The sequence below is a fragment of the Peribacillus sp. FSL K6-1552 genome, assembly GCF_038005205.1.
GTDB classification, from domain to species: domain Bacteria; phylum Bacillota; class Bacilli; order Bacillales; family DSM-1321; genus Peribacillus; species Peribacillus butanolivorans.
Window position 1 is genome coordinate 4493338 of the sequence record NZ_JBBOST010000001.1, and the last position, 21444, is coordinate 4514781.

The 21444-nt window shown below is 38.1% G+C and carries 26 protein-coding genes and 1 riboswitch; of the genes, 15 read left to right on the plus strand and 11 right to left on the minus strand.

All coding sequences use genetic code 11. The annotated features are described in order from the left end of the window. Positions 1-167: 167 nt before the first annotated feature. Positions 168-1433 (plus strand): BaiN/RdsA family NAD(P)/FAD-dependent oxidoreductase, encoded by a 1266-nt coding sequence (locus NST21_RS21610; protein ID WP_340891129.1) that lies wholly within the window; start codon positions 168-170, stop codon positions 1431-1433. Between the two features lie 295 nt (positions 1434-1728). On the opposite strand, the gene NST21_RS21615 is transcribed toward NST21_RS21610, so the two are convergent. Beyond that, the gene (locus NST21_RS21615) at positions 1729-2043 is read right to left on the minus strand and encodes an MGMT family protein (protein ID WP_082612644.1); all 315 of its coding nucleotides are present in this window, start codon (positions 2041-2043) and stop codon (positions 1729-1731) included. A 24-nt stretch (positions 2044-2067) separates the two neighbouring features. Continuing rightward, a complete protein-coding gene (locus NST21_RS21620) occupies positions 2068-2625 on the minus strand; it encodes an MEDS domain-containing protein (RefSeq protein ID WP_057214732.1) in 558 nt (185 codons plus the stop codon). 634 nt (positions 2626-3259) lie between these two features. Here NST21_RS21620 and NST21_RS21625 point away from each other — a divergent pair. Beyond that, entirely contained in the window at positions 3260-4189 is a 930-nt protein-coding gene (locus NST21_RS21625; protein WP_340891133.1) for an SDR family oxidoreductase, read from the plus strand. A 255-nt stretch (positions 4190-4444) separates the two neighbouring features. Here the strand turns inward: NST21_RS21625 and NST21_RS21630 are convergent, their stop codons facing one another. The 5 genes from NST21_RS21630 to NST21_RS21650 all read right to left on the minus strand — a co-directional run bounded on the left by NST21_RS21630 (position 4445) and on the right by NST21_RS21650 (position 8195). Beyond that, positions 4445-4630, minus strand: coding sequence for a sporulation protein Cse60 (locus NST21_RS21630; protein ID WP_053347393.1), 186 nt, complete (start codon positions 4628-4630; stop codon positions 4445-4447). A 66-nt stretch (positions 4631-4696) separates the two neighbouring features. Continuing rightward, a complete protein-coding gene (locus NST21_RS21635) occupies positions 4697-5779 on the minus strand; it encodes a tartrate dehydrogenase (protein WP_340891137.1) in 1083 nt (360 codons plus the stop codon). A gap of 478 nt (positions 5780-6257) precedes the next feature. Beyond that, positions 6258-6569, minus strand: coding sequence for a rhodanese-like domain-containing protein (locus tag NST21_RS21640; protein ID WP_056521725.1), 312 nt, complete (start codon positions 6567-6569; stop codon positions 6258-6260). Positions 6570-6655: 86 nt separating this feature from the next. Then, on the minus strand, positions 6656-6862 hold the full coding sequence (locus NST21_RS21645; RefSeq protein ID WP_056521723.1) for a hypothetical protein: 207 nt from the start codon (positions 6860-6862) through the stop codon (positions 6656-6658). A gap of 304 nt (positions 6863-7166) precedes the next feature. After that, positions 7167-8195, minus strand: a complete 1029-nt coding sequence (locus NST21_RS21650) for an NADH:flavin oxidoreductase/NADH oxidase (protein ID WP_340891139.1) — start codon at positions 8193-8195, stop codon at positions 7167-7169. A 193-nt stretch (positions 8196-8388) separates the two neighbouring features. On the opposite strand from NST21_RS21650, the gene NST21_RS21655 reads away from it, so the two are divergent. Beyond that, positions 8389-8832 carry a hypothetical protein gene (locus NST21_RS21655; RefSeq protein ID WP_082527442.1) on the plus strand — a complete coding sequence of 148 codons (444 nt, stop codon included), beginning with the start codon at positions 8389-8391 and terminating at the stop codon, positions 8830-8832. A gap of 164 nt (positions 8833-8996) precedes the next feature. Here NST21_RS21655 and NST21_RS21660 read toward each other — a convergent pair whose 3' ends face one another. Together NST21_RS21660 and NST21_RS21665 are read right to left on the minus strand one after the other, a co-directional pair. Beyond that, entirely contained in the window at positions 8997-9839 is an 843-nt protein-coding gene (locus tag NST21_RS21660) for an aldo/keto reductase (protein ID WP_053347396.1), read from the minus strand. Between the two features lie 154 nt (positions 9840-9993). Beyond that, positions 9994-11223, minus strand: a complete 1230-nt coding sequence (locus tag NST21_RS21665) for an MFS transporter (RefSeq protein ID WP_056521712.1) — start codon at positions 11221-11223, stop codon at positions 9994-9996. Positions 11224-11402: 179 nt separating this feature from the next. On the opposite strand from NST21_RS21665, the gene NST21_RS21670 reads away from it, so the two are divergent. The 6 genes from NST21_RS21670 to NST21_RS21695 all read left to right on the plus strand — a co-directional run bounded on the left by NST21_RS21670 (position 11403) and on the right by NST21_RS21695 (position 15545). Beyond that, complete coding sequence (locus tag NST21_RS21670; protein ID WP_053347398.1) at positions 11403-11765, plus strand: winged helix-turn-helix transcriptional regulator; 363 nt, start codon at positions 11403-11405, stop codon at positions 11763-11765. A gap of 342 nt (positions 11766-12107) precedes the next feature. Further along, a complete protein-coding gene (locus NST21_RS21675; RefSeq protein WP_340891143.1) occupies positions 12108-12407 on the plus strand; it encodes a hypothetical protein in 300 nt (99 codons plus the stop codon). A 47-nt stretch (positions 12408-12454) separates the two neighbouring features. Beyond that, on the plus strand, positions 12455-13603 hold the full coding sequence (locus NST21_RS21680; protein WP_340891146.1) for a CAP domain-containing protein: 1149 nt from the start codon (positions 12455-12457) through the stop codon (positions 13601-13603). Positions 13604-13826: 223 nt separating this feature from the next. After that, entirely contained in the window at positions 13827-14348 is a 522-nt protein-coding gene (locus NST21_RS21685; RefSeq protein WP_340891147.1) for a TetR/AcrR family transcriptional regulator, read from the plus strand. Positions 14349-14494: 146 nt separating this feature from the next. Continuing rightward, on the plus strand, positions 14495-14665 hold the full coding sequence (locus tag NST21_RS21690) for an anti-repressor SinI family protein (protein ID WP_340891148.1): 171 nt from the start codon (positions 14495-14497) through the stop codon (positions 14663-14665). A 175-nt stretch (positions 14666-14840) separates the two neighbouring features. Next, positions 14841-15545, plus strand: coding sequence for a DUF421 domain-containing protein (locus NST21_RS21695; RefSeq protein ID WP_340891150.1), 705 nt, complete (start codon positions 14841-14843; stop codon positions 15543-15545). A gap of 179 nt (positions 15546-15724) precedes the next feature. Here the strand turns inward: NST21_RS21695 and NST21_RS21700 are convergent, their stop codons facing one another. Beyond that, a complete protein-coding gene (locus tag NST21_RS21700; protein WP_340450576.1) occupies positions 15725-16465 on the minus strand; it encodes an alpha/beta hydrolase in 741 nt (246 codons plus the stop codon). Positions 16466-16774: 309 nt separating this feature from the next. Between NST21_RS21700 and NST21_RS21705 the strand changes: the two genes are divergently transcribed. The 4 genes from NST21_RS21705 to NST21_RS21720 are packed head-to-tail and all read left to right on the plus strand — an operon-like array spanning position 16775 to position 19551. Beyond that, positions 16775-17095, plus strand: a complete 321-nt coding sequence (locus tag NST21_RS21705; RefSeq protein ID WP_053347404.1) for a PadR family transcriptional regulator — start codon at positions 16775-16777, stop codon at positions 17093-17095. Next, positions 17095-17958 (plus strand): permease prefix domain 1-containing protein, encoded by an 864-nt coding sequence (locus NST21_RS21710; protein ID WP_340891152.1) that lies wholly within the window; start codon positions 17095-17097, stop codon positions 17956-17958. Before NST21_RS21705 ends, NST21_RS21710 begins: the two co-directional genes overlap by 1 nt. Before the next feature lie 12 nt (positions 17959-17970). Continuing rightward, entirely contained in the window at positions 17971-19002 is a 1032-nt protein-coding gene (locus NST21_RS21715) for a TolB family protein (protein ID WP_340891154.1), read from the plus strand. A gap of 60 nt (positions 19003-19062) precedes the next feature. Further along, on the plus strand, positions 19063-19551 hold the full coding sequence (locus NST21_RS21720; protein WP_340891156.1) for a hypothetical protein: 489 nt from the start codon (positions 19063-19065) through the stop codon (positions 19549-19551). Positions 19552-19569: 18 nt separating this feature from the next. On the opposite strand, the gene NST21_RS21725 is transcribed toward NST21_RS21720, so the two are convergent. After that, a complete protein-coding gene (locus tag NST21_RS21725; RefSeq protein WP_056521694.1) occupies positions 19570-20112 on the minus strand; it encodes a VUT family protein in 543 nt (180 codons plus the stop codon). Between the two features lie 51 nt (positions 20113-20163). After that, a riboswitch (PreQ1 riboswitch) is annotated at positions 20164-20206 on the minus strand. 261 nt (positions 20207-20467) lie between these two features. On the opposite strand from NST21_RS21725, the gene NST21_RS21730 reads away from it, so the two are divergent. Further along, entirely contained in the window at positions 20468-21037 is a 570-nt protein-coding gene (locus tag NST21_RS21730) for a TetR/AcrR family transcriptional regulator (protein WP_340891158.1), read from the plus strand. Positions 21038-21088: 51 nt separating this feature from the next. Further along, positions 21089-21436 (plus strand): DUF4260 domain-containing protein, encoded by a 348-nt coding sequence (locus NST21_RS21735; protein WP_340891160.1) that lies wholly within the window; start codon positions 21089-21091, stop codon positions 21434-21436. Positions 21437-21444 lie beyond the last annotated feature (8 nt).

The window sequence follows — 21444 nt, forward strand, 5'->3', positions numbered from 1 at the left end:
CTCTTTATCTTATCATATTAAAGTATTTTTTCTATAGAAAACTACACTCAAGTTTATCGTTTTCGAAGATAATACACAAACAAATAATTCCTTTTTTTCTACATTCGCAATCTGACGGGCTCTTGCTATATAATGAAGGGACTGAAAATGATAAAGTGGTGATCAATTTGAAATATGATGTAGTGGTAATTGGCGGCGGTCCTTCCGGATTGATGGCAGCAATTGCAGCCGGAGAAAAAGGGTCACATGTATTGTTAGTGGATAAAGGCGAGAAGCTTGGAAGGAAACTTGCGATCTCTGGCGGCGGACGCTGCAACGTGACGAACAGGCTCTCGATAGATGAAATCATTCAGCATATCCCTGGAAACGGGCGATTTTTATACAGTGCTTTCTCAGAATTTAATAACGAAGACATTATTCAGTTCTTTGAAAAATTAGGTGTGGCTCTAAAAGAAGAGGATCATGGCCGGATGTTCCCGGTCAACGATAAGGCGCAAAGTGTCGTAGATGCACTTTTGACACGCCTTTCGAATTTGAAGGTAACCATTTACAAGAACTCTCCAGTTGCTGAGGTTCTCTATGAAAATGGAAAAACAAGCGGAGTTCGGTTAAAAGATGGACAGACATTTGACACAAGTGCGGTCGTGATTGCAGTCGGTGGAAAATCAGTCCCTCACACCGGCTCAACTGGCGACGGCTACGCTTGGGCAAAAAAGGCGGGCCATACGATAACCGACCTCTTCCCGACTGAGGTACCTGTACTTAGCCATGAAACATTCATAAAAGATCGAACGCTTCAAGGGCTCGCACTTCGGGATGTTTCATTGAGTGTGCTGAACCCAAAAGGCAAGGCTCTGATTACACACAAGATGGATATGCTATTCACCCATTTTGGTGTCTCTGGTCCAGCGGTTCTAAGGTGCAGTCAATTTGTCGTGAAAGCGATGAAAAAATGGAATCTATCCGAAGTTACAATGAAACTCGATGCCCTTCCGGATCGAAACAAGGAAGAAGTCTTCCAGGACATCATGAAAGAAATCAAAGCTGAGCCGAAAAAGGCCATAAAGAATACATTAAAAGGCCTGGTTCCGGAACGCTATCTACACTTCTTACTTGAGCGGAGCGGCATCGACCTTCAGGAACAGGGAGCGACGATATCCAATGAAAAAATTCGCCGCTTCGCCGAACTATGTAAGGACTTCCAATTTGGAGTACATGGCACCCAGCCGCTTGAAAAAGCCTTCGTCACAGGCGGCGGCGTATCCGTAAAAGAAATCCATCCAAAGGAAATGGCCTCCAAACTAATGGACGGACTATATTTCTGCGGTGAAATTTTGGATATACACGGATACACAGGCGGCTATAACATCACATCAGCATTAGTAACCGGAAGACTAGCCGGCATGAATGCTGCCGTATATGCTCGTTCATAATTTAAGAAGAGGCCGATCCGTTGGGATCAGCCTCTTCTTTTTTGAGGAAATTCGTCCTTCATGTCGAGTAATTCGACCTTCGTGGAATTAATTCGTCCTTCACATCGAGTAATTCGACCTTCGCGGAATTATTTCGTCCTTCACATCGAGTAATTCGACCTTCGCTGATTTATTTCGTCCTTCACATCGAGTATTTCGACCTTCGCTGATTTATTTCGTCCTTCACGTCGAGTAATTCGACCTTCGCTGATTTATTCCGACCACAAACCGGATTATGAGAGCATTCAATCCACCATTAAAAACTCTCAGGATGATAGCGATATACTTCTAAATCAATTGTGTCCCGATCTGTGAATGTGACTCCTTCGCTTTCTAGCATCCATTTCTGGTGGGACGCGGCGCCTTCTGCTTTTATACCAATCTCACCTTTGGCATTAATCACCCTATGCCAAGGAAGGTTATATTTTTCGCTGCTAGAATGAAGAATCCTAACAACCTGTCTTGCACCGCGCGGACTTCCAGCCAGCTGTCCAATCTGCCCATATGTCATCACTTTTCCGGCGGGAATATGTTGAATAATCGTAATCACTCGTTCAGTAAAACTCTCCAAATCCCTCTCTCCTTATTAGTAATTTCAGTTAGCCAAAATCGTAATTTTTTCATCGGTTATGAGAACTCTATGATATTTAATCAAGTTTGATTTAAGCGCGGCAGGCACTCTGTAATCATCATAAGCACATACAGAAATCAAACCTCGTTCAGTAATCAATTTATCAATACCTTTTTCATATTCACCTATTGCATCCATAGCTTGGTCGTCATTTCCCCATTCAACATGGCCCCAGGTTCTGACGAACATATTCCTTTCAGAATATGTATCGATATTTTCCAAGAAATAATTAACCATCGTTGAAGGATGGAAATCGCCATGAAAACAGTAAAAATCAAAATTATTAATATGATGCACTTTCGCCAACTGCTCCTCATTTAAATGAAGTTGCAATTTCTTATATACGAAAGGAAAGATTCGATCATTTTCGACGACCAAGATATGATCCCCCTGCTCAACACCGGAAATAATGAACATAGCCTCATTCTCCATGTAGGTTTCCAGTTCATTAAAACAGTATAATATATGGGCCCCGTTCGATTGCTGTATATCTTTAATCAGTTGTTTCATATTGTTATCCAAAATGGATCTCCCCTTTTAATACATCAGTCACCACAGTGTATTATGTCTAACTTTACCTATTATTCGCTTGTTTGTAAAATTCATTGAATACTATAATCTGTTTTCACTAAATAATATACAAAATTTATGTAGAAGCTAGTGTGAATATTTGCAATATAATATTATAGCGAACTACCTCTGTCCGCTTGTTTACGAAGCAAAGGTAGCCTAATTCAGTATGATATATCGCTTAATGTACAAATTCCGATGTTAAGCGTCTCTCTTTAAACTACTAATTTATTTAGGCTGTGCACTATAATCACAATTTAAATCACAGGATAATAGGGTACATAACGTGGATTACAATAATAAGGCGGTCTAGGTCCTATGAGGGGCATTTCAAAAGTGTAGGAATTAGAATCGTATAACAACTCTACTTTTTCATCCGACTGTCCGACCAAGAGCAACTTCACTTCTTCGCTAAAATAATATTGCATAATGAGGCCTCCAAAGTCTTTTTTTCTACCCTTCAGCATATTCAAATTGCACAGCAATGAGCACGTACTTAAGCTGGTTTATTCGATTTTATCATGCACGGCAATAGCCTATTTGACATAAGGTAAACCGACTATATTCTTTTTTAGGAGGATTCCTCATGTCACAAGACAATCAAAAGAAGTCATCCGATCAAGACTATCCCATACATCCCAACTATGGAAAGATCACACGTTACCAAGACATTCCTATCACGGTTCCGGAACAGCGCCAATATCGCCAACCCGGTGTAGAAAAACTAATGGTGCCCCAACCAATCATTGAAAACCTTAATTACTGCGGCAGCGGGAAATTAACAGGAAAGGTGGCACTTATAACAGGAGGTGACAGCGGGATTGGTGCAGCAGTAGCGATTGCTTTTGCAAAAGAAGGCGCAGATGTTTCTATTGCTTATTTGGATGAACATGAGGATGCCAATCGAACAAAATCGAGAATTGAAGAGCTTGGACAACATTGCTTATTATTGCCTGGTGACTTAAGAGAAAAACAGCAATGTATCAATATCGTGGAAGAAACCATCGAAACATTTGGAAAGCTAGATATTCTTTGTAACCACGTCGGTATTCAATTTCAGCAATTAAGCTTGCTAGATATCACGGATGAACAGTTCGATAATACCTTTAAAGTAAACATCTATTCACACTTTTACACAACTCGAGCAGCCCTTCCGTACTTAAAAGCAGGAAGTTCTATCATTAATACATCTTCCGTTGTGACCTTTAAAGGGCATAAACAATTGATTGATTACACAGCAACTAAAGGGGCTAACATTGGTTTTACTCGTGCACTGGCAAACAGTCTAGTAGATAAAGGCATCCGGGTAAACGCTGTTGCTCCTGGACGGGTATGGACGCCCCTCATCCCCTCTAGTTTCTCCGCAGACGAAGTTACCCAAGTTGACAATCCAATGGAACGCCAAGGCCAGCCCTTTGAACTAGCCCCTACCTTTGTCTATCTCGCTTCCGATGATTCACGTTTTGTTACCGGACAAACACTTCATGTCAATGGCGGGGAAGTGACATCATCCTAACGGCTCTCTATAAATCTAGGATTTACCCTTAGCTTAGACGACATGTCCATTTTTCATTGATTAAAGACTGTGACTCCTTAAAAATTATTTTAGGACCTTAGGAGTTTGTCTTTTGCGAATCCTTACAAGATCGCTTTCGGTTTTGAAGGTTGTAGAGCTACAAAATTAGACTACCTCAGTCCGCTCGGTTAAAAGCAAAGGGTAGTCTATAATGGTTTTATATATATGACTTAAAATGATAGGGCAGTTCAGCCTTTATCTTTTCTTATAAATAATCATCGCGCTAAAGCAGTAAATCTGTTTCTCTTCCTCTTCACCTGTAGTGGCGACATTGTATTTGATATCGACAATTTGATTATCACGGATGTCTTCAAGGAAGACATTCATTTCATCTTCTAAGTCCTGTTCATGCTCATAATCAAATAATTTCACTTGAATCATCGGCTCTCCCCTGCCCTTTTTACTATAATGATAGTTATTGAGCAGGATTCCCATTTTTCCTTAAATTTATACCTGACTGGTTTTCAAAGCGGATAATAAAGCCACTACTTCATTGCCGACTTCTTCTGTAGAAGATACCCCGCTCATATCAGGAGTCAAGGTCTTTTTATCAACCATTACCTGTTCGATCACATCTAATACTTTTGCGCCCCAATTTTCATGCCCAAAGAAATCAAGAATCTGACTCGCTGACCAAAGAGCAGCAAGTGGATTGGCAATGCCTTGATGAGCAATATCCGGCGCTGAACCATGAATCGGCTCAAACATCGAAGGATAGACTCGTTCCGGATTTAAATTAGCACCGGCCGCCAGACCCATCCCACCTGCAATGGCTGCACCTAAATCGGTGATGATATCACCAAACAAATTGGATGTGACAACGATTTGAAACCGTTCCGGCTGTTTGACAAAAAACATGCTTGCCGCATCTACCAAATAGGAGTGTGTTTCTACATCAGGATATTCCTGTCCGACTTCTTCAAAAACCTGATCCCAAAAAACCATTGAATAATTCAATGCGTTAGCCTTACTTATACTAGTTAGTGTTCTTCCTGTTTTGCGCGCCAGTTCATACGCATAGCGGATGATCCTCTCCGTTCCTTTTCGCGAAAAAACCCCCGTCTGCAGCACGACTTCTTCTGGCTTCCCTTTGAATAACCAATCACCAGCACCTGCATATTCGCCTTCGCTGTTCTCACGGATGACTACCATATCGATTTGATCACGCGTCACGTCTTTTAACGGACAAGGTGCTCCCTGAAGCAATTTAACAGGACGAACATTCACATATTGATCGAATTGCTTTCTGATTTTCAGCAGAAGTTCCCTTAGTGATATATGGTCCGGAACGCCAGGATAACCGACAGCCCCAAGATACACGGCTTCAAACTTCTTCAACTGCTCCATACCATCGTAGGGCAGCATCTTCCCATGCTCGAGATAATATTCGCAGCCCCAAGGAAAATATGTAAACTCGAACGAAAAATCCCCAGCTATTTCAGCCACCTTGTTTAGTACTTTCACGCCTTCATTGATCACTTCGGGACCAATTCCATCTCCCGCAATGACCGCTATTTTATAAACATTCATTCAGCGGACGCTCCTTTATCTATATTTTCAGATTTCAACATCCTAATTTTAACATATAATCACCATTTTCCTCTTTCAAACTCAGCCAAATATCCGTTTTCCGCTGCTTCACCTATAAAGCCGCAAATCTTCTATTTGAAACAGCCATGAGTTGGGTGAGAGAAAAAAATCTATCTGGAACCACTACGCTATTTTTATGAAAAAGCATGGGCTTAAGAGTATCTGCGTTAAGGATTTGCCGAAGAATTCCCCAGTTATAACCATGATAAAAAGTTCTATAGATATAGGATTGACTAAAGACAAAAGAGCCCTTTCATGGTGAAAGGGCTCCTGCGTCATGCCTTTAAATATGCGCGTCTTTCCGCATATTCCCGGCATTGTGAACAAACAGTAATCTTTTTTCTTTCTTTATTGTAATAAATCGTTACGTTCTTAGATTTCCGCTTACAAAAGTAACAAGTTTTTTTGAAAAAACCCATTACTTAACGATAACTTCGCCGTCCCATTCAAGCATTCCGCCAACCATGTTTGCCACTTTATAGCCTTGTTCCTGAAGATAATGGCACACATTTTCACTGCGGCGTCCTGAACGGCAGATAAAAATATATTCTTTTTCTTTATCAAAATAGTCAAGGTTGGCTGGGATATCATTCATACGAATATGTTTAGCGCCTTCAATCATGCCTTCTTGCACTTCTTCGTCTTCACGTACATCAACAAGCTCCATAGCTTCGCCTGCCTCAAGCTTAGCTTCCACTTCTTCTGTTGTAACGATTTTGATTTCTTCCATACTTAGCACCTCAAATTATTGTTTAATTTTTCTTATTTATTATAACAAATATTCCAGCCAAACATTACTTTATGGATTATGGGCATTTAAGGTTCACATACAACCGACCAGCTAATTGAAAATGCATTTTCACTTTTTTCTACCATAGGCATTCCATTATGATCAAAACATTTATTACTGGCATCCATTATACCTCGATGACTATAATAAGAATTAATAAAAAGCATGCACATTATCATTAGAAATGTTAAAAAACATGCTAATCCTAGAAATTGTTTTTTATTTTCCCCCATGTTACTCCTCCTTCCATTAACTAAAGTCCTTTCGCGAAGTACATGTCTAATAGTATGGTATATACCCTCGGAAGTTCAGCCGTATTTGTAATATGTTCCCATATTTATACTACATGAAAAAAGTCCAGTCCTCCATCCATTTAGATGGTGAGGAACTGAACCCTATTTTAAAAAACACTCATCTTTTTATTATGTCTATAAACCATTCTGATAAAAGCCCCCTAACAAGGCAGCTAATTAAAAAAATAAAACGCCAGCGAATATCATTTTCGCTAGCGTTTTATTTTGAACTAATGAATCATTCTTAATGTCTGAAACCTAACTCATATTGTTTAGGAATCTCAACTTGTTTATTCAAAGTTTTAGATGCTTCTAGAGACCAGTAAGGGTTTCGCAACATCCCTCTTCCTACGGCCACCAAGTCTGCTTCTTCATTTCCAATGATTGAGTTTGCAAGAATTGGATCATCTAATCTACCTACAGCAATCACTGGAATATCCAAAGCTTTTTTAATTTCCCTAGCCAATGGCGTTTGATAGCTAGCATGCGTGCCCGGTCTTCCGTCTGCTCCAATCGGGCCTTCTCCGCCAGAGCTGACATGGAACATATCCACACCGGCTTCTTTAAAGACTTTGGAAAACTCAATACTTTCTTCCAGACCGTATCCGCCTTCCACGTATTCTTTTGCAGAAATACGCATAATTAAAGGCATATCAGCTGGCATTTCGCTTTTCACTGCTTTAATTACTTCTACTCCAAATTTAGTTAAGTCTTTTCCGTATTCATCTTCACGTTTATTCGTAAGTGGCGATGTGAATTGGTGAATTAAATATCCGTGTGCCCCATGCAATTCAATAACGTCAAAGCCTGCTTGAACGGCTCTTCTAACTGAGTTACGGAATTTTTCGACCATTTCCCTAACTTCTTCCGTCTCCAAAGCTCTTGGTGTCTTAAACGTTTCGTCAAACGCGATGGCTGATGGTGCTACCGGCGTTTCTGCATCCTGCGCTTTACGCCCTGCATGAGCAATTTGGATACCGATTTTTGCACCGTATTGATGAACTTCTTTAACAATTTTGGCGAAAGCTTCAACTTGATCGTCAGACCACAATCCAAGATCACCATTCGAAATACGTCCGTCCGGCTCTACATCGGTCATTTCCACTATAATTAATCCAGCTCCGCCAACTGCTCTGCTTACATAATGATGAAGATGCCAATTTGTAGGGATACCATCCTCAGCTTCGACAGAGTATTGGCACATTGGTGGCATAACAACCCTATTTTTAAGTTCAAGCTCTTTTATACGATAAGGTGAAAATAAATGAGTCATATTTTTTATATCTCCCTTACTGATTATTTTTTAATGCATGCACATGCATTTATATCATCTTGATAACTTTGTGTCAATTAATCAGATTCTCTTGAACACCTAATTCTGATGTTGTAAACGTTATCCTCTGTTGGTACATTTATTTTTATTTATGTTATATTTAAAATAAGTAAGCAGAGGTAGGCGAAAATAATTGTCCAGTGAACAAAACCTTTTAAATACATGGCTATCCTTTACACGTATTCATGCCGAGCTCTCAAATGAGCTAGATCGAATATTGCAAGCAAGACACCAAACGACTTTAAATGAGTTTTATGTTCTATTATTTTTATCGAAAACACCGGCAAAAAAACTGAGGCTATTAGAATTGCAGCAGTTAGTAGGCTTAAGCCAAAGTGCAATGTCCAGACTTTCTGTAAGAATGGAAAATAAAAGTTGTGGTGTCATTCAAAGGCTTGGATATGAAGATGATCGCCGTGGTGTATGTGCAACCATAACAGACCGGGGAGAGCTACGACTTCAAGAAATACTAGCAACGGTTAATGAAACACTTGAAAAATCATTAAAGACCAGTGATATCGACACTGCACTGAAATTCTTTATTAATGTAAAGAACAGTCTTCAGGAGAATGAATGACTCATCTTGATAACGCTGTATAGGTTACATAAAATTTTGCGCCCCATTCATCAGAATGCGGGCTTATTTCCTATGTCCGACTTCCTAAATAAGGTTATGAGAAGAATGATAACAGTTATTGAAAAGGAGATAGACGCACACTCTCGTCTATCTCCCTACATTAATTAAAAGTCGAAATTGTCAGGATCTGGACCAACCCGATGATTCTGATTCAATTCGCTGATTCGATTCATATCTTCTTCAGTCAATTCGAAATCAAATACTGATGAGTTTTCTACTATACGGTGTTCTTTTGTTGATTTTGGAATCGTTACAATCCCATTTTGTAAATCCCAACGTAAAATGACTTGTGCAACAGATTTGCCATACTTAGTCGCAATTTCTTGTAATACCTCATTATCCAGTAATTCACCTTGCATTAATGGAGACCAAGCTTCTAGTTGAATGCCTTGTTCCTTACAAAATGCTTGTACTTCTTTTTGAGTCAAGCGTGGATGACATTCGACTTGATTGACCATAGGCTTCACTTCTGCGTCCTTTATTACGTCTTTAAGATGATGAATCTGGAAATTACTTACTCCGATTGCTTTTACTTTTCCTTCTTTATAAAGAGTCTCTAATGCTTTCCAAGCTTCTTTATATTTTCCTTCGACAGGCCAATGTATAAGATATAAATCTAAATACTCTAAGCCCAGTTTCTTTAAGCTTGTTTCGTATGCTGCGATTGTGGATTCGTATCCTAAATCTGCATTCCAAACTTTTGAAGTTACAAATAAATCCTCTCTTGAGATTCCAGCTTCTTTTAGCCCCTCACGGATTCCTTGCCCCACTCCTTCTTCATTTTCGTAAATTGCTGCCGTATCAATGCTGCGATAGCCATGTTTAATCGCCACTTTGACCGCATTTACTAATTCAGGACCTTCTTCTACCTTAAATACTCCCAAGCCGAACCAAGGCATTTTAACACCGTTGTGCAACGTTGTTGTATCTTGTAAATTTTTCACCATAATCAATCTACCTCCAAATTTCTATTAATTGAAATCATATAATGCCCTAAAGGATCATTACATCCCTTCAAGGAATCTTCCGCATTCACTGAAGGGATGCAATGATCCCTTGACATATTATTTGACCGTGGAAATTATTAATAAGTTTCTTACCCTAACACGCTTCACCTTTCTTACTATTCCCTTCTTTCATTCCTTCCAACTTTCTATCTTTACTTTCTAGAGCGCGACTCCAACCTGTTAATATTACGGCTACAAACACCATCACTCCACCTATCCAAGCTGTATGGATGAGCCCGATAGAATCCGTAATGATTCCACCTAAGTAGGCACCAATAGCAATTCCTGCATTAAAGGCAGCAATATTGATAGCAGACGCCACGTCAACTGCACTCGGGACAAAACGCTCAGCTAACGTCACAACATAGACTTGAAGTCCTGGCACATTCATGAAGGCAAATAACCCCATTAAAATAATAGTAATTAAACCAGCTACCTTAAACGGAGCCGTGAAAGATAAAATCACAAGTACAATAGCCTGTATAAGAAACATATAGAATAGGGCATTAATAGGATTGCGATTAGCTAGCTTTCCGCCAATTGTGTTCCCTATAGCAATGGCCACTCCATATACTAGCAAAATTACGGCAACTGTTCCTTCTTTAAATCCTGTCACCTGCTGTAGTAAGGGAGATAAATAAGTAAAGACAACGAATGTACCTCCATATCCTAATGCTGTAATAATGAATACAAGCAATAAGCGACCATTTGTTACTAATTTGATTTGATCACGGAACGTGGTGCGAGTAGCTTTTTGTAAATCAGACGGAACAAGGATGCTGTTCCCAAGGAAAGCAATTATGCCGATTGCCACAATAATAATAAAGGCAAATCTCCAACCAAAATGTTGCCCTATAAAAGTTCCAAAAGGAACACCTGTCACAGTCGCTACCGTTAGCCCTGTAAACATAATGGCAATCGCACTTGCTCTGCGATTTTCAGGTACTAAATCTGCTGCAATCGTAGCACCTATTGACATGAAAACACCATGAGCTAAGGCAGAGATGACACGGGCTGTCAGTAATACCCCGATGCCAGTAGCACTAGCCGCAAGCGTATTTCCAGCAATAAACACAATCATAATCCAGAGTAATAAAGATTTGCGAGACATATTAGATGTTAGAGATGTCAGAATAGGTGCTCCGAACATTACTCCTAAAGCATATAAGGAAACTGTTAATCCGGCAGTTGTCACTGTAATGTGTAGATCTTTTGAAATTAGTGGTAACAGTCCCACACTAATAAACTCTGTTGTTCCAATTGCAAAGGCACTGATTGCTAAAGCCAGCAATGCCAACGTACTTCTTTTTTTATCTATAATCATATTATCTTCTCCTCCTAATTGATTTGTTCTATCATGGAATTGCTTATAGCAATAAAATGTACAGTGATAATCTGTCGACAAATGTTATTATGATTTATAATAGAAATAAAAAACAGTACGTACTTTAAAGTGTTATAGGCACCTTTAAGTGCCTATAAAGTAAGGAGAGTTAAAAAATTATGCAGAAAAAGAAGTACAATATTTCAGTCGAAGCAACACTGGAGGTACTAGGTGGAAAATGGAAATGTGTAATTCTTTGCCATCTAACACATGGTAAAAAACGTACAAGCGAATTAAAACGTCTTATGCCAAACATTACGCAAAAAATGTTGACCCAACAATTACGTGAGTTAGAAAAAGACGGAGTGATCAATCGGATCGTTTACAACCAAGTTCCGCCCAAAGTTGAATATGAACTTAGTGAATATGGACAGAGTTTAGAAAGTATTTTAACCGCGCTATGTACGTGGGGAGAAAATCATATAACCAAAGTATATGGGGATAAGTTTGCCGTTCTTGAGGAAAGTATATTAAATGATTAAAGTAATTCACTTAAATTAAATGTGAATGTACTTAATTTAGAATCTAAAAACACCAAAAACGAAATCCACTATAGGGGGATTTCGTTTTTGGTTAGGGAAAAATGAGTGCCAAGTAAATGAGTCACTTCTTAATCAAATAAATAAAGCCACCCTAGATTGAATCAGCTTATTCCATATTCCCATATCGAATCAAACAAACTTTGCAACACACTGGATTGCCATTTTTCCATGGTCATGAGATTGCATAACATGCTTTTATTAGTTCTTTTTCTTTTGGTATAATAGCATGATCGTCTAAAAACCAAATCAATTAAAAGTCATAAATAAACTTATGGAGGAAATATGAGGGTCATTTTAGAGTTGATACGTATTTTATTAATATTAGGATTAGGCGGAGCGATTATTTCCACCGTACTAATCGCCATATATACAAGCATAGGCGTTAACATGAACCAGTATGGCTGGCTAGGTTCTATTGCGATACTTATCTTATTATTTGTTTGGTATAGAAACAAGTTGCAGTTCAGTGGATGGTACACTGGAAATGGGAGAGAAAAGCTGCCCAAAAAGGTCTCACAGGTACTGATCCTGTGTTCACTCTTATTGTTAGTTTCACCACCCCTTTTAAGCTTATCTATTTAACCAACAATAAACAGGAGAATAGTTCCTGAATTTCAAATAGAGCAGGAGTGAACGATTTGCGGAAACTGTTTAATATTGTTGTTCTCTTACTCCTACTCGGTGGATTTTGGTACGGATATGGTAAAGACATTCAGGAGTCTGGGTTTAAGGCCGGGGTTAGATCCTTTGTATCCGATGTTCGCTCCCTTATAAACGGACCAGAGGTTTCGACTGCCCTGGACAAGCTGAATACCGGAGTCAACTACCTGATAGACGAGCTAACAGAAACGTTGGATAACGCTTCTAAAGAAGAACAACCTGAAACGGAACAAGTGAAAAAACCAACATTGGAAGCACCCGCTGAGGCCTCCTTTTCAGTCCGTAATATCGAAATTGGCGACACTAAGGCTGCTGTTGAAAAACTGGCTGGTGAAGCAAAGCGGCAAACCCGGAATGAATATGGCGTAGACTGGTTCGCTTATCACGAAAATTATCAAAACTTCTTCATGGTTGCCTACGATACTGACGATAAAGTTGTTGGATTATATACGAACCAAGATTTAATCTCCTCAAAACAAGGAATTAAACGCGGCACGTCTAAAGAAGCAGTGACTGAAAAATTAGGAGATCCTGTAACAAAACTCCTTAAAGGAAACGTCTATTACCAGATTCGAAGCGATGGCGAATACGATATGTTTGAAATGGATAAAAGCTATGTGACTATCTTCTATGACAAACATGAGAAAAATACAGTTACATCAATCCAAATTATCGACGCAAAATTGGAAAAACAAAAGAGTGCCTATTTTGCAGAAGCCAGTCCGGAGTTAAAGAACGGCTTTGAATATCAACTATTTGACCTGACTAATGCATCAAGGGTCAACCATGATCTCTCGGTCCTTTCTTGGGATAAACAAGTGAAAGTGACCGCTCAGGATCACAGTGCCGATATGGCAGTGAATCATTACTTCAACCATAATAACCTTGAAGGAGAATCCCCCTTTGACCGAATGGAAGATGACAAAATCACTTTTCGAATGGCTGGGGAAAACCTCGCAGCCGGTCAGAACAGCAGTATCTTTGCTCATGAAGGGTTAATGAACTCCATCGGACACAGGGAAAATAAATTACAAAAAGATTTTGAATCTCTCGGAGTCGGCGTCGCCTTTGAAGATAATGCAAAACCGTATTATACAGAAAATTATTTAACGAAGTAATATCAAAAAGCCGTTTCTGGAGAAATCCCGCACGGCTTTTTTTGATTCTATCCTCCTGATTTTAAAAGAATCTCAACACTGTCCTAGAGTTATCTTCTTTACTTTATAGTTGTTTTTTGTTTTTTATAATATTCAGTTTATTTTAATTGACTGGAACTTTAACACTATAAGATAATACTTAAGAGTAATATAATGACAAATTAAACTTTGGGGTAACCGATTTATGATTAAAAGAGGTAGAAAAAAGGGTGCCAACGGTGAACAGAGTCGAGCTTTACTACTCTTCATCGCGGCAGATGAGTTTGCTCGGAAGGGTTATTTTGAAACAAAAGTTAGTACAATCGTTCATAGAGCAAATTTAAGTCAGCCTACTTTTTATCTGTATTTTGAAAGTAAAGAGGCCATTTTTAAGAAGTTAGTTAAGAAATTCCGATATGAATTATTTAATCTTACTATACAGAGCCGACTTGAAACTGGGCTTGATTTAAACGCTATTCCCCTCAAAATCACCCAAGGATTAGCCGCGATATTTCGTTTCTTTGCTGAAAATCAAAGTTTAACTCGAATTGGTTTTTTTCTCTCTCAAGAGGCTGAAGAAATAAAGAAGCAGTTAGCGGCACAAATAAAAGAAAACCTGATTTATGAACAACAAAATGGCTATTTCCATCCAGATGCTAACATGTTGATTATAGCTGAAAGCCTGGTCGGAATTATTGAACGTTTAACCATAACTCAAAATTTTTGAAGAAAACATTCAACCTGAAATATTAGCGAATGAAATTGTACACCTTTTGTTGGATGGATTGCTAGTTAAGACCTAATAATTCTTTTTACGTTTCTAACTATTATTCCTCTGCGAAATTTAAAATATAGTTGATAGGGAGTATTATTATGAATTCTATAAAGCAATCGCAGCAGGAACCGCTAGAAAGAATGTGGATTGCACTTATGATTGAAGCCAAACAAAGCGGAATAACAAAAGAACAGGTCAGAAAATTTATTAGACAGCATCAAATGAATAATACTTTCGAAACAGATTTACAGCCGCAAATGGAAGATTAGTTTGTAGGAATAATAATTTCAAAACGAATAAAAGATGGACTCCATATGGAAGTCCATCTTTTATCTGAAAATCTAATTAATTTGTACTTCATCTATATTATTTTCTTGTGATAATCATTGGTCAAAAGCTCCATACTAAACCTTAAACCCCATTAAACAAGGATGTGAGTTTAGGATGGACTTTTTTCACGGCCAAGAAGCACTTACTATAATTCAGTGGATCTTAAGGGCCATTGTATCTTACTTCTTTTTACTTTTTGCAGCTAAAATAATGGGGCAACGAGCTATTTCTCAGTTAAGATTACTTGATTTTTTAATAGCATTAATTATTGGAAACATCCTTGCCCATCCTTTATCTGATGAACAGTTAGGTTTAAAGGGACCATTGATAACGACTGCCGTATTAGTACTTTTATATATTTTTTGCGTTTTTTTGAGCCTAAAGTGGGGAAAACTTCGAAGTTTTTTTGAAAACTCTCCCTTTCCCCTTATAGAAAATGGGCAAATTATTTACAAAAGCTTAGCCAAAGCAAGAATCTCTATCGATTTTTTATTATCTGAATTAAGAAAAGAAAAAATTGAAGATATTCAAAAAGTTGCTCTTGCATTATGGGAACCAGATGGTACAATTTCATTTTTTTTAAACCCTCAATATGAAGCCGTAACCCCTGCCGATTTAGAACTAGTAACAAAAACCTTTTCTTTTCCTAGAACGATTATTAAAGAGGGAAAAATTGATTTTAGTGAATTAACCCGCATTGGTAAAGACGAAGAATGGCTTAAAAACCGAATAAAAACTGCATACAGTGAGGACGTATATGATATTTTATTAGCAACCATTGATAATAACGATACAGTGAAAATCTTTTTATACAACTAGATTTTGAAGCTAAACCATATATAGTAAGTCCTCTTAGCTATGCCTCTATTTAATACGATTTACTTTTACTTAAAGAGAGAGTAGTTTTATACCCTGAATATGTTAAAGGCCACCAAATTGGTGGCCTTCTTAGGACAAGATTACCCCTGTTTATACATAGAGAAAGTTTCCCTCTGCTTCTACCAAAGTAGTGTATTTAAGAACTTATACACATCTTCATAAACCTGCTCACGTTCTTTGCCTAATGTGATTATATGGCCAGAGTTTTCGTACCATATCAAGTGTTTATGCTGCGTATCGACTTCACTGAAAATCGCTGTAGCACTGTTCGTATAGTCGGGATCATCCAAGCGCCCTTGTAAAACAAGAGTTGGTGATGTGATTAAATCTAAATTTTCACCAGTCTCATTTATTATATTCACCACATCTTTCAGTGAAGTCATAGGCTCTTCTTCCAACAGCTTCACTTCGGCAGCAATTTGGTCTGCATCTTTGCCTTCAAACTTCTTATAAGCCTGTGCATAATTGAGCAAGCGGTTTTTTTGTCGATCGATACTTTTTCCTTGCGTCGGAGCGCACATTGAAACCACCCCTATCACAGGAAGTTCAATTCCTACTTTTAATGAGAACACTCCTCCTAAAGAAATTCCTACAACAGCAATTTCCTCGTAGCCTTCATCTTTAAGGAATTGATAACCATCCACTACGTCTTTCCACCATTCCTTTGGACCTGTTTTAGCAAGTTCCTCGGCCGATACTCCGTGCCCTCTATAAAGAGGCCCGTGACAGGTATAGTCGCGATCATTCAGGTATTTCCCTAATTTTTTCATATCTCCTGTACTTCCGGTAAACCCGTGAAGTAAAAGAACAGCTCTATTTCCACCTCTGTATGTGAATGACTCAGGTGCTTTCACTTTCATCTATCTAGGACCTTCTTTCTGCTCTTGTTGATAAATAGAATCTAAATGATTTTCAAAAAAAAATCAATTAATACCCCTTGAGTGGGATTTCTTCTATCCTATTCCGTATTTTCATTAAAACAGTTAAATCAAGTATATAGTATCCTTACCACACTCTTTACAACTCATCCGTTCAGAAGCACATTTTACTATGATTGATTTTATTTAGCAATCGTCATTTAACCATTTTTTTTTAAAAAAGTAAAATATACCTTGTAATACGATGTACATCGTATTACACTAAAGCAAATGAAAAAAGAAGGTGATTTTTTGGATAAAGAATTGATGAAGGGAAGTATTGACCTCCTCCTGCTTTCACTTCTTTCACAAAAAGAGCTGTATGGCTATGAAATGACGAAGATTCTAAGGCAAATGAGCGAGGGGCAATACGAAATCAGTGAAGGCACCCTATATCCGGCTCTTAAGCGTTTAGAAAGAAAGGAATTTATAGAAGGGTATTGGAAAGAGTCCGAGTCCGGGCGCAGGAAATATTATCGTATCACAGACAGCGGCCAAACCGAGCTTGAACGTAAACGCAGCAGCTTTACCTTCCTTGAAAATTTAGTTCGGAAAAGCGCAGAGGATTTCTGATGAAAACAACATTTGAAAGGTATGTAAAAAAAATAGTCAACCAAACCGATTGTACCAAGGAAGAAAAAGAAGATATGTTTGAAGAACTGCTTCTCCATCTGGAGTTGAGCCGGGATGATTTAATAAAGCAGGGGAAGACCCCAAAAGAAGCCGAGAAAATGGCATTAATCCTTTTTGGCGACGAATGGGAAATCGGCAGTCAAATTCAGCAGGCCCTTTTTCCATACCGAAAAGAGCTTATGCTGACTTTATCCATCGTTTCAATTCTTTTTACGTTTTCGGTGTATGCGTTGCAACTATTCCAAGAAGGAGATGCTTACATCGGCTGGCTTCTTTTTTCGATACTGACTAGTGCAACTTTACTCTCACTTACACTTAACCTCCTAGTCTCTATCAACCGGAAAATCATGGTCAACATCGTGTTAGTGACCCATGCCCTTGTCTATATATATGGATGGGGAATCGCGTCCGCCCTTGACTTTACATTATTTCCTTTATTCAGCCTGATTATGGCAGCGATTCTCCTACTATCCCTTTACCTCATTTACAAAACAGCCTTGGTTCTTCCAGGATATAGTGGAAAGAATTTAAAAAAAGCAAAACTTCTGCACATTTCCAATATTACACTCGGCATCTTGATTTTGTCAGTTACCTTATTTTTCTTATATGCTTTTTTAATCTTCTCAAGTGAAGTCCAGCCGTTTATGCTATTATTTTTCATCCCGACTGTCTTATGGATTTCGTTATATATCCTACAGATTAAACTGTTAAAAAAGCATCCTACGGCATCAAATATATGTGCTGTTCTACAGGTATTACTTGTTCTAGCAATTATTTTTACGATGATGATACTCTACCGTTAAGGAGTCCTTCAAATGAAAAAGAAGCACATCTATCTCATTCTGATCACGCTTGCGATTGTGACTGTCTTGTTTGTCATCGCCGGCTTGGTCTTTAAAAAAGAAGAAAATGAAAAGCAGCAGGGCTTAACCAATCAATACGACGTATCCACTCAAGGTACAATTGCATACGTCACACACTTAAAGGGAAAACCACAATTAAAACTCTATAATCCTACATTATCCGTTGAAAAAAAAGTCCTTGAATTGAGCAACGATGAACAAATCCTCGACCCGACTTATTCCTACGATGGAAATATGCTTGCATTTATTGTAGCTAAAAAAAACCAAGAAGAAGATTCAACTAGTTCCATTCAGCTTTTTGATATGAAATCACAGAAAATCAGTGAATTATTCAAAGCAGACTTCCTGATCACAGAACTCGATTTCACAAAAAGCGGCCGCTCTCTCTTTTATATTGGAGCCGGTTCGTTTAAAAACTATTCGCCGATCACGGGTCCCCGCCCTCACGATCTCGATATTTATGAATTTGATATAGAAAAAAAGGAGTCCACCCAACTGACCTCTTTTAAGAAATATGGTCTTAGTTCTCTAAATGTCAACACTGATGGAAAAGCCGCTTATTATCAAACCGATGATGATGCGGATGCTAAAACGGCTGATGAGATTTTCGAAACGCATCAACGGATTTTCAAAGTGAAATTTGACCAAACGGGTATCGAAACCGTCACAGACTCTAAACGTGATGTCGATATTTTTGATTTCACAATTACCCCGGATGAAAAAACGATGATTTTCCAGTCCATCTCCAACGAGCAATCAGGTAGTACCTATATTTATGAGCTTTATAGCTATGACCTCAAAACCAAGACCGAAAAGCAGCTGACCCATCTTCAAGAATACACAGATCGCCCAGTCATCAGCAGCGATTCAAAAACAGTCTATTTTATGGTAGATAAGAAATTCGGCAAAAGCGATCCACAGTATCACCTATATAAAGTGGGGATTGATGGAGACAACCCAGAAGAAATTTTGTTACCTAATTAATAAAAAAGCTTCCGACACCAATTATTGACGGTGCCGGAAGCTTTTTTTATGGGGTTACTCATGAATTTGGCTGATTTACTCGTGAATTATCACGATTTACTCGTGAGTTTGGCTGGTTTACTCGTGAATTATCACGATTTACTCGTGAATTATCACGATTTACTCGTGAGTTTGGCTGGTTTACTCGTGAATTATCACGGTTTACTCGTGAGTTTTCACGACTTACTCGTGAATTTCTGTGTTACTCGTGAATTATCACGATTTACTCGTGAATTTGGCTGGTTTACTCGTGAGTTTTCACGATTTACTCGCGAACCTATAATTCACACAAAAAAAAGAACCAAATTTGGTCCTTCCTTCTCGACTTATACAGATCGTTTCCTATTTATATTAATGTTTACGTTTCTCATGATTGTCTATTCCCTTATGCTTCCGATAATTGGCGCAGGAGAGCTTCATACAGTCTCCTTGGACATCCGGACCATATTTTTCACGAAAAGCTTCCAGGCAATAGCATCTATCTTCTTCCTTTTTGGGTCCATCCATTGAGTGCTTCCCTCCTACTATTTAACCGGAGATAACGCGCTTCTCCAGTCTTACATTGATCCGGCCCAACAGCGCGGCACCGATTGACTGAATGACTGTTTTAACAATGATTTGGCCAAAAATCGCAGCGGGTACGGCTTCCCATGGCAGAACGTTGGCACCCAGTGGGCTAAGTCCAATCACAACAAATATCACCGAATCGAAAAATCCTCCGACAATCCCGCTGTAAAATACTCTCCAACTCATCGGAAGTTTTAACCGGGTATATATCTCAGTATCAGCTGTTTCTGCCACCACGAACGATAGTGCAGAAGCAAACACAATTAATAGGGTATCTCCTAATAAAAATGATACGCATGCTGATAAAATTAGTGCCGTGACAATGCACACATACGTCTTCACTCTGCCAAATTTATTCTGAACTAGATCCCGAAAGATAAAGGTTCCCCCGATGAGTAATGTCCCCATCGGTATAATAAACACACCAAAATGTAATGGTTCAAAAGCTGCTGTAACCACATTCGCGGTGACAATGGACACTAAATACAATATAATTCTTAACATTTCTTACATTCTCCTTATACAGAAAAAACAGCACCCTAAGAAAGAGTACTGCTCTTCTTAGTTTTTTTGAGAGGGTAGCTAGAACCTCTTCCGCATGAGCGGATTATCTTTTTCCTAATTTATCGTAGCTTGAAAACGAATGGAAATCAAGAAGTTTCCACATTACCTATTTATAAAACGAATTCAGTAAATACTTTATTAATAATTAGACTTATGGCTGATGTTTCGAATTTTGTTACTACATATGTGGATTGGAGTAGCTCCTGTCAAATCATTTTATTCTAATATTTGACAATTATAAAACACTGCTATATGATGTTATTAACCACTGGTCAATAAATATGGAGGTGATACTATGTCACCAAGGAAATCAGATGGAAAAGAATTATCTAAGGAAATGGTATTGAATGAAGCCCGGAAACTCTTTGCATCCGTTGGGTATTCAAAAGTTTCAATGCGGCAATTAGCTAAAACATTAGATTGTAGTCATGGCGCTATTTATTATCATTTTAAAAATAAAGCCGAAATATTTTATAGTTTGGTAAAAACGGATTTTTCTCTATTGAATAATAAAATAGATGATATCATCCTAACTGAAAATAATGCTTCTCAAAAAATAGAGAAGATATTACTATGCTTTATAGAGTTTGGGTTAACCCAGCAAAATCATTATGCAATCATGTTTTTATCTAAAGAAAAAGAAATTCAACATTTACTTCAACTTGATTCTAATAAAACATATGAAAAACTAATCAGTTCTCTGACTGACCTTACAGAAAATAAACTAAACCCCGCATCAATATGGTCTATTTTCCTTTCGCTCCACGGCTTTATAACTTTTTATATTAATACACAACTTTCATATCAAGATGTAAAAAGCTTAGCTAATTTTCACGTTAAAAATATTATGAAGAGTATTGTATAATTTTTTTCACATTAATTGACCAATGGTTAATAAAGATTAGGAGGCTTAAATATGGTGAAAAAATTAATACATTCTGAAGGGCTTATGGTTCTTATAGCGATAATTTATATCTATTCAATAAATGAATTTAGCTGGTGGATTTTCCTTTTATTACTATTAACACCTGACATATCTATGTTAGCCTATCTAATCAATAATCAAATTGGTGCCAAGGTTTATAACTTGTTTCATACTTATACAATATCAATACTCATCATTTTACTAGCTGTTTCTCTAAACCAGGATACAATTTTAATGGTAGGTTTAATTTGGACGGCTCATATTGGAATGGATCGTTTTTTAGGATATGGCCTTAAATACACAACGGCTTTCAAGGCTACGCACATTCAGGAGGTATAATAGTGGTA